Source organism: Cytobacillus spartinae, assembly GCF_042865285.1.
Lineage (GTDB): Bacteria > Bacillota > Bacilli > Bacillales > Cytobacillaceae > Robertmurraya_A > Robertmurraya_A spartinae.
In genome coordinates this window covers 1-8,367 of record NZ_JBIACK010000030.1, presented here as the reverse complement: position 1 = coordinate 8,367, position 8,367 = coordinate 1, and the positions used below count along the sequence as shown (strand labels likewise).

General features: G+C 35.7%; 10 protein-coding genes and 1 rRNA gene. 10 read left to right on the top strand and 1 reads right to left on the bottom strand.

Translation table 11 applies throughout. The annotated features are described in order from the left end of the window. Nucleotides 1–10: 10 nt before the first annotated feature. Nucleotides 11–127, top strand: a 5S ribosomal RNA gene (gene rrf, locus ACFYKX_RS27140). A 554-nt stretch (nt 128–681) separates the two neighbouring features. On the opposite strand, the gene ACFYKX_RS27135 is transcribed toward rrf, so the two are convergent. Beyond that, a complete protein-coding gene (locus tag ACFYKX_RS27135) occupies nt 682–885 on the bottom strand; it encodes a sigma factor G inhibitor Gin (RefSeq protein WP_389365437.1) in 204 nt (67 codons plus the stop codon). 249 nt (nt 886–1,134) lie between these two features. On the opposite strand from ACFYKX_RS27135, the gene ACFYKX_RS27130 reads away from it, so the two are divergent. The 9 genes from ACFYKX_RS27130 to rsmI all read left to right on the top strand — a co-directional run bounded on the left by ACFYKX_RS27130 (nt 1,135) and on the right by rsmI (nt 8,235). Next, nucleotides 1,135–2,565 (top strand): aminotransferase class I/II-fold pyridoxal phosphate-dependent enzyme, encoded by a 1,431-nt coding sequence (locus tag ACFYKX_RS27130; RefSeq protein WP_389365435.1) that lies wholly within the window; start codon nt 1,135–1,137, stop codon nt 2,563–2,565. A gap of 28 nt (nt 2,566–2,593) precedes the next feature. Then, entirely contained in the window at nt 2,594–3,226 is a 633-nt protein-coding gene (gene tmk, locus ACFYKX_RS27125; protein WP_389365433.1) for a dTMP kinase, read from the top strand. A gap of 132 nt (nt 3,227–3,358) precedes the next feature. Continuing rightward, nucleotides 3,359–3,688 carry a cyclic-di-AMP receptor gene (locus ACFYKX_RS27120; RefSeq protein ID WP_389365431.1) on the top strand — a complete coding sequence of 110 codons (330 nt, stop codon included), beginning with the start codon at nt 3,359–3,361 and terminating at the stop codon, nt 3,686–3,688. A gap of 20 nt (nt 3,689–3,708) precedes the next feature. Then, nucleotides 3,709–4,149 carry a YaaR family protein gene (locus ACFYKX_RS27115; RefSeq protein WP_389365430.1) on the top strand — a complete coding sequence of 147 codons (441 nt, stop codon included), beginning with the start codon at nt 3,709–3,711 and terminating at the stop codon, nt 4,147–4,149. 13 nt (nt 4,150–4,162) lie between these two features. Then, a complete protein-coding gene (holB, locus tag ACFYKX_RS27110) occupies nt 4,163–5,170 on the top strand; it encodes a DNA polymerase III subunit delta' (protein WP_389365428.1) in 1,008 nt (335 codons plus the stop codon). Next, entirely contained in the window at nt 5,163–5,990 is an 828-nt protein-coding gene (locus tag ACFYKX_RS27105; protein ID WP_389365426.1) for a PSP1 domain-containing protein, read from the top strand. The genes holB and ACFYKX_RS27105 overlap by 8 nt, the downstream gene beginning before the upstream one ends. A gap of 13 nt (nt 5,991–6,003) precedes the next feature. Next, complete coding sequence (yabA, locus tag ACFYKX_RS27100; RefSeq protein ID WP_389365424.1) at nt 6,004–6,375, top strand: DNA replication initiation control protein YabA; 372 nt, start codon at nt 6,004–6,006, stop codon at nt 6,373–6,375. Between the two features lie 179 nt (nt 6,376–6,554). Continuing rightward, on the top strand, nt 6,555–7,298 hold the full coding sequence (locus tag ACFYKX_RS27095) for a tRNA1(Val) (adenine(37)-N6)-methyltransferase (protein WP_389365422.1): 744 nt from the start codon (nt 6,555–6,557) through the stop codon (nt 7,296–7,298). A 58-nt stretch (nt 7,299–7,356) separates the two neighbouring features. Then, on the top strand, nt 7,357–8,235 hold the full coding sequence (gene rsmI / locus ACFYKX_RS27090; RefSeq protein WP_389365420.1) for a 16S rRNA (cytidine(1402)-2'-O)-methyltransferase: 879 nt from the start codon (nt 7,357–7,359) through the stop codon (nt 8,233–8,235). Nucleotides 8,236–8,367: the final 132 nt, after the last annotated feature.

Here is an 8,367-nt window from a genome sequence, read left to right as displayed (position 1 = left end):
AATTAAATAGTCTGGTGATGATGGCGAGAAGGTCACACCCGTTCCCATACCGAACACGGAAGTTAAGCTTCTCAGCGCCAATGGTAGTTAGGGGCTGTCCCCTTGTGAGAGTAGGACGTCGCCAGGCAACGCAAACGAGTATCTGATGAGGATACTCGTTTTTTGTGTTTTTTAAGTGGATTTTCTATCTAAATCCTTAACCAAATAAATAATTAGAGAGTAGTTTTAAGGTTTTTTTCATACTTTTTCTCGTCATTTCTTAATAAAATTTGGTCAATACTTCTTAACGCCTTAGGAAAAGAACGAAATTTATATGTATATGATACAAAATAGAAAATATATGATACAAAATAGAAAATATATGCACGAAATTAAGAATATATGCACGTTTGTCACAAATTTATGTGCATTTGTCACAAATTCAGGTTTATCATCTAATGTCATGCAATCGTATAATTCATAGCATTTAAAAAAACAATCAACTAGGAAAAAGCTATCGGAATGAATCCATTTCTATGCCATTTTTCACAACATCAAGTATTCTAGCCAGGTGATAGTTACTCAATCACTTCTTCTAGGACATCTATAGCAATTTTAGATCCTCCAAGCTATGTATGATTAGATCCTACCTCTACCAAATAACTCCCCACCCAAACAAAAAAAGCCCAAATAATGGGCTCATTAAGAATATATCTCGGGTGTGTTGATTTTCTTTAATTGCTTTAAAAAATATTTATATTTAGGGTCATTTGTATTTGTTGTGACTATATCTTTTTCACAATCCATGCATATAAACGAAGTGTATAGATGTATCCCCTTTGATTTAGACTGCTCGCAAATGACACATGTTTCCCCAAGTTGGTTCTTTGCTAATAGCGAATCCAATGTAACTCCACCTCCATACACCTTAGTTTGCCCGGTTCAGCTATTTTGTATACAATTTTTAGAATTTTTTATCTGAGAGATTCCTTGATTTATAGTTTATGTTCCAAATCGGGAATCGTTGTATGTCTAACTCCATTTCATAAAAATTAATTCATTAATGAATTTTCAACTCCACCGAAATAAAGATATAATCATTTTTGGCTATTTGTTAAAATATATAGGTATCTTATTGAAATATGCGGTGATAACATGGACCAATTTCAAACGCCCTTGTATGATTCGTTAGTGAGGCATCGACAAAAGGAGCCTATATCTTTACATGTTCCAGGACATAAGTCGGGCATTTTGTTTTGGGAACAAAGTTTTTATAAAGATATTTTAAAAATAGATGTTACGGAGCTAAGAGGTTTAGATGATTTACACTCGCCAGAAGAAGCGATCTTTGAAGCAGAAGATTTACTTTCTCATTTATATGAAACTAAGCGGAGCTTCTTTTTAGTAAATGGTTCTACGGTAGGGAATCTAGCCATGATTATGGCAACAATAAAAGAAGGACAAACTGTTCTCGTTCAGAGGAATTGTCACAAGTCCGTGTTAAATGGAATTTACCTTACTAAAGGCAATCCTGTATTACTAGGGCCGGAATACAACGAAAACTGGGGAGTTGCCGGAGGAGTATCAGTTGAGACCGTGAAAAGGGCTATACAGTTATATCCTGACAGTAAAGCATTGATTTTAACTTATCCTAATTATTATGGGATGGTTACAGAAATAGAGGATATAATTAAGCTTGCCCACTCACACCATATTCCTGTATTAATTGATGAGGCCCATGGTGCCCATTTTATAGCAGGAGAGTACTTTCCTCCGTCAGCATTACAGCTTGGTGCTGACGTTGTTGTCCAGTCTGCGCATAAAACATTACCAGCAATGACGATGGGTTCATATCTGCATGTTAACGGCGATAGAGTTTCTGTAGAAGCAATCAACCGGTATTTACGAATACTACAGTCATCGAGTCCTTCTTACCCCATTATGGCATCTCTGGACCTTGCAAGAAGTTTTTTAGGGACCATGACAACTAATGACCTAAAATACTTACGTGAACAAAATGATGCATTTAGGGCTAAATTAAAGGAAATAAAGGCGATCGAGTTGTTAGACTATCCAGATGGTATTGGTGATCCCCTAAAGATAACGATACAATCCAAAACTGTATTATCCGGTTTTGAATTGCAAAAGCTTTTTGAAGCAGAAGGAATCTTTACAGAGTTGGCAGATCCTTATAATGTACTTTTCACTCTGCCATTGTTAAGAGAAGGATTTAGTTTTCCATTTGATCAAATTATTGAAAAAATGAAGAAAGCTTTAGCCTCCTATTCAGAAAAAAGCCAACATCATAAACAAAGCTTTTTCAAGAAATCAGCTATTACGAATTTGTATATACAAGAAAGTCTTACAAAGAATGAAGATTGGGTTAGGATAGATGAGTCTGTAGGTTATATATGTGCAGAGCAGATTACGCCATATCCGCCGGGGATACCACTTTTAATTCCTGGGGAGAAAATAGAAAAAGAAGATGTAGCCAGTTTACAACTATTATTGAACTCAGGAGCTAGCTTTCAGGGTGGTAATCAGTTAGTTTTAGGAAAAATAAAAGTGTTTTTTAAAGATAAATAAAAAGCTTAATGTGTTCTGGAGGATGATGATGAATAAAGGAGTATTTATTACGATAGAGGGTCCTGAGGGAGCTGGAAAAACAACCATAATTGATATGCTGGTTGAAAACTTACATAACGAAGGGTACAAGGTTCTTCAGACAAGAGAGCCAGGGGGTATTGAAATAGCTGAACAAATCAGGAATGTGATATTAGATAAAAAAAATACAGCTATGGATTCTAGGACAGAAGCACTTCTATATGCTGCAGCTAGAAGACAGCATCTTGTCGAGAAGGTTAAACCAGCATTAGAAGAGGGATATGTCATTATTTGTGATCGATTTGTTGATAGTTCTCTTGCCTATCAAGGACATGCAAGAGGGTTAGGAATAGATGAGGTTTACACGATCAATCAATTTGCAATAGAGGGTATGATGCCTGATATCACCTTTTATTTTGATATTGAACCTGCTCTTGGACTTGAGAGGATTAATAAACATAAGGGAAGAGAAGTTAATCGTCTTGATTTAGAGGATATTCAGTTCCATGAAAAGGTTAGAGAGGGGTATCATCTCCTTTTAGAAAGATTTCCAGAAAGAATCAGGAAAATTGATGCCTCAAAAACAGTAGATATGGTTTATAAAGAGGCGGAAACAAAACTAAAGGAGCTTTTAAACAACTGAAACGTTAAAATGTCTTAAAGTACTCCTTTAAGGCGTTTTTAATATGAAAGGAATCTGTCCTGTTTGATAACCAAATAACTGTTATAATATATATAAAACTAACGGAGTTCATTTTAAAGGAGATGAGAGTTTATGAAGTTGATTTTAGCAGTGGTTCAAGATCAGGATAGTAATCGTTTATCAAGTGCACTGGTTGATCATAATTTTAGGGCTACGAAATTAGCTAGTACGGGCGGATTTTTAAAATCAGGAAATACGACGTTTATTATTGGAACGGAAGATATACGCGTGGAAAAAGCATTGCAAGTAATAAAAGATAATTGTAAGTCGAGGGATCAGATGGTAGCACCTGTCTCGCCAATGGGAGGGAACGCAGACTCATACGTTCCATATCCAGTAGAGGTTGAAGTTGGGGGCGCGACGGTATTTGTTTTACCAGTTGAGCAGTTCCATCAGTTTTAATTTAGTCCTGGGGGCACATTATGAAGATTAACGAAGATATAAGACTTAGCACGGACAAACTTAGACAGGACCAAAAGCAACAAATAACCAATGGCTTAAGGTTTAATGAACTCGTTCAAAAGCAGGATCAAAAAATGCATATGAGCCAGTTACAAGCGTTATTAAAGGATATTGAAAGTGCTGGAGAAAGATTAGCAAATTCAAGAACCTTTAAGGATCTTGCTAAATATAAAACCGTTGTTAAAAGGTTTGTTAAAGAAGCAGTGGATTTTGGAATGGATCTAAAACAATCACATAGCTGGAACCAGTTTGGACAAGGTAGGGCATTGAAAATTGTCGAAACGGTTGATGAAAAGCTTATTGAGTTGACAGAAGCAGTGATGAAAAAAGAAGAAAAATCGATTGATATATTAGGGAAAATCGGTGAAATTAAAGGACTATTAATTAATTTATATACGTAAGAGAGTGATCTGATTGACAAAGACGTGGGATGTGCTTGAAGAGATTCAGCCAACTGTATTGAGAATGTTCAAAAACACCATCATAAAAGACCGGCTAGCCCACGCTTATTTATTTGAAGGAATGCGGGGAACAGGTAAAAAGGACGTTGCTATTTTAATAGCTAAAAGCTTGTTTTGTGAGTCTCCTATAGATGGGTATAAACCATGTGAAGGCTGTATTAATTGCAAGAGAATTAATAATAGAAATCACCCTGATATACACTTCTTAGAACCTGATGGACTTTCTATTAAAAAGCAGCAGGTGAAACAACTTCAAGAGGAATTTGCAAAAGCTGGTGTGGAGTCAAAGCAGAAAGTATACACAATTGTCCATGCCGATAAAATGACGACAAATGCTGCGAACAGTTTATTAAAATTTCTAGAAGAGCCTAGCTCGCAAACGTTGGCGATTCTAATAACGGAACAAACTCAGCAAATCCTTCCTACTATTTTATCTCGCTGTCAGATTATTTCTTTTCAGCCGCTATCACCTAAAAATTTGATAGAAAAGTTGGTTGAAAAAGGGGTAGATCGCAATTCTGCTCCTTTAATTGCACAACTTACCAATAATTTGGATGAAGGTTTAGAGTTAAGTAGTGACGATTGGTTTGCACAAGCTCAAAAAATAGTGGTAAAATTATATGAAGTGCTAAAGAAAAATTCTCTGGAATCATTAGTAACTCTTCAAGAGGATTGGTTTTTACACTTTAAAGAGAAAGATCAGCTCGATCGTGGTTTAGACTTACTACTTCTTATTTTTAAGGATTTACTATATATTCAACTTGGAAAGATTGAACAAGTTGTGTATCTAAACGAAAAGCAACGTTTAGAACAATTTGCTTTACAAACGTCCGGTCGGCGTCTAAGTGATCAAATGACAGCGATATTAGATGCTAAAAGAAAGCTGCATGCAAATATGAATCCACAGTTGCTGATGGAGCAGCTTGTGTTAAAGTTGCAGGAGGGATCAACCTTTGTATGATGTAGTAGGAGTACGCTTTAAAAAAGCGGGAAAAATATATTACTTTGATCCCGGAGATCTCTCAATTCAAAAGGACGATTTTGTCATTGTTGAAACTGTTCGTGGTGTAGAATACGGAAAAGTAGTCATTGCCCCGAAAAAAGTAGAGGAACATGATGTGGTTCTACCTTTAAAAAAGGTATTAAGAATTGCAGATCAAAAGGATCGACTTATTGTTGAAGAAAATAGAGATGCTGCTAGAGAGGCATATGAGGTTTGTTGCGAAAAGGTTAGCACACATCAACTAGATATGAAGCTAGTTGATGTTGAGTATACATTTGATCGAAACAAAGTTATCTTCTATTTTACTGCTGATGGAAGAGTAGATTTCCGTGAGCTTGTAAAGGACCTTGCAGCTATTTTCCGAACTAGAATAGAATTACGCCAAATCGGTGTTAGAGATGAAGCTAAAATGCTTGGTGGAATCGGTCCGTGTGGGCGTATGTTGTGCTGTTCAAGCTTTTTAGGAGATTTTGATCCAGTTTCTATAAAAATGGCAAAAGATCAAAACTTATCCCTAAATCCTACGAAGATATCAGGTTTATGTGGACGTTTGATGTGCTGTTTGAAATATGAAAATGATCAATACGAAGATGCAAAAGAGCTACTCCCTGATTTAGGTGAGGTAATTGAAACACCTGAAGGGTTAGGGAAAGTGGTTGGTTTAAATATTTTGGAAAGAGTTCTTCAAGTAGAAATAGCTGATGAGCAGCGTGTCCTAGAATATACGCTAGAGGAGATATTAAAGGAAGGCGCTGTATCGGTACAATCCACAGATTAATGAGGTGGAATAAGTGAATAAGAAAGAGATATTTGATTCAGTCAGTAACATGGAGGTCCAAATTGGACACTTATACCGACAGCTTGGTGAGTTGAAAGAGCATCTGGCAGAAATACTTGAGGAAAATAACTCTTTAAAGCTGGAAAATGAGCATTTAAGACGACGTCTTGATCAAACCACAGATCCTGTTAAGAAAGAAAAGAGTAAGGATAAAAGCAAGAAAAAAGCATCTGATGACTTAGATAAAGTGATTGATATCGGTGAAGGTTATGATAATCTTGCACGCCTTTATCAAGAAGGTTTTCATATCTGTAATTTGCATTTCGGAAGTCCCCGAAAAGAAGGAGATTGTCTATTCTGCTTATCCTTTCTTAATAAGAAATAATATCGGCCTTCCTTTTAGGAGGGCTGTTTTTTGTATAGGCTGTTTGTTAAAGAAATTTAGTTAAGCATTTTTAATGTAATCATTTGTTAGAACATATATTTTGCCTAAAAATGTGGTTGACTCAAATACAATTAACCAACAATAAGTAATGTGATTGTTTTTAATATGGAGGAAAAAAGATGGTTCCTTTAAAAGGTGATGAACGTTTAGATTATTTATTAGCGGAGGACTTGCGAATTATCCAGAGTCCTTCGGTGTTTTCTTTTTCAATGGATGCAGTACTACTTGCTAAGTTTGCATATGTTCCTATTCAAAAAGGGAACATTATTGATTTATGTAGTGGGAATGGTGTGATTCCTCTCTTTTTAAGTACACGAACGAAGGGAAACATAACAGGAGTTGAAATACAAGAACGCCTTTTTGATATGGCAGTCCGCAGTATCGAGTACAACGGGTTAGAAGAAAAAATACATATGATAAATGGAGATATAAAGGAAATGCCACAGAAAGTTGGCTTTGGAAAATTTGATGTTGTTACGTGTAATCCACCTTATTTTCCTACTCCGTCAATCGAGGAAATTAACGAAAATGAACATTTAGCATATGCTCGTCATGAAATCCTCTGTACCCTTGAAGACGCGATACGAGCTTCTAGCCAACTGGTTAAACAGGGTGGAAAGGTAGCGTTTGTACATCGCCCAGGCAGACTATTAGATATCATTACTCTTATGCGACAATATCGATTAGAACCAAAGAGAATTCAATTTGTTTATCCGAAAGAAGGAAAAGAAGCGAATACTTTATTAATTGAAGGGATTAAAGATGGAAACCCTGATGTGAAAATTCTTCAACCGCTCATTGTATATAATGAAGAAAATGAATATACACCAGTAATCAAGAAGATTTTATACGGCGAAGAATAAAGAAAAAAGTATAAGGTTTCATCAATCTTGAAACTTAATAATGAAACGGGTGGTTTTTATGTGGCAGCAAAAGAGCTTTGAAAATGAAAATTCAAAAGGAATGCTATACCTTGTTCCAACTCCTATCGGTAATTTAGAGGATATGAGTTTTAGAGCCATTCGATTATTAAAAGAAGCAGACTTTATTGCTGCTGAAGATACTCGAAATACGAAAAAACTATGTAATTACTTTGAAATAGACACTCCTGTCATGAGCTATCATGAACACAACAAGGAAGTAAGTGGAGAAAAATTAATTGAAAAATTGAAGGATGGATTCAAAATTGCACTCGTTAGTGATGCGGGAATGCCTACGATATCGGATCCAGGCTACGAACTTGTGGCTTCAGCCATTGAAGAGAAGCTAACAGTGGTTCCTTTGCCTGGAGCCAATGCAGCATTAACAGCTCTTATTGCTTCAGCCATACCTTCACAACCTTTTTATTTTTATGGTTTTTTAAATAGGAACAAGAAGGAGAAAAAGAAGGAGTTAGAAGATCTTTCTAAAGTAAAGTCAACCATCATCTTCTATGAATCTCCTCATCGTTTAAAGGAAACTCTTCAATTATTTGAAGAATTTTTCGGCAACAGAAAAATTGCACTATGTAGGGAACTAACAAAAAAGTTTGAAGAGTTTATAAGAGGATCGGTTAAGGAAGTTATCACATGGGCAAACGAAGATGAGATTCGCGGAGAATTTTGCATTATAATAGAAGGAAACCATCACGATGTAGCGGATGAAGAGGATATATGGTGGAATCATATTTCTATTGAAGAACATGTTAATCATTACATAACAGAAAAAGAAATGACCAATAAAGAGGCAATTAAGCAGGTTGCTAAGGATAGAGGAATGAATAAAAGAGAGGTTTATCAGATTTATCATATTGAAGGATAAAAAACAAAGAGGCTGGGACAAAACCCTCCTCTGAAATGAAAAAGCCTGTGAAGTTTTACGAGAGTAAAATTTCACAGGCTTTGATTATTTTTTAAATAAAAAATAAGGACATTCTCTGTTAAAATTAAGTTA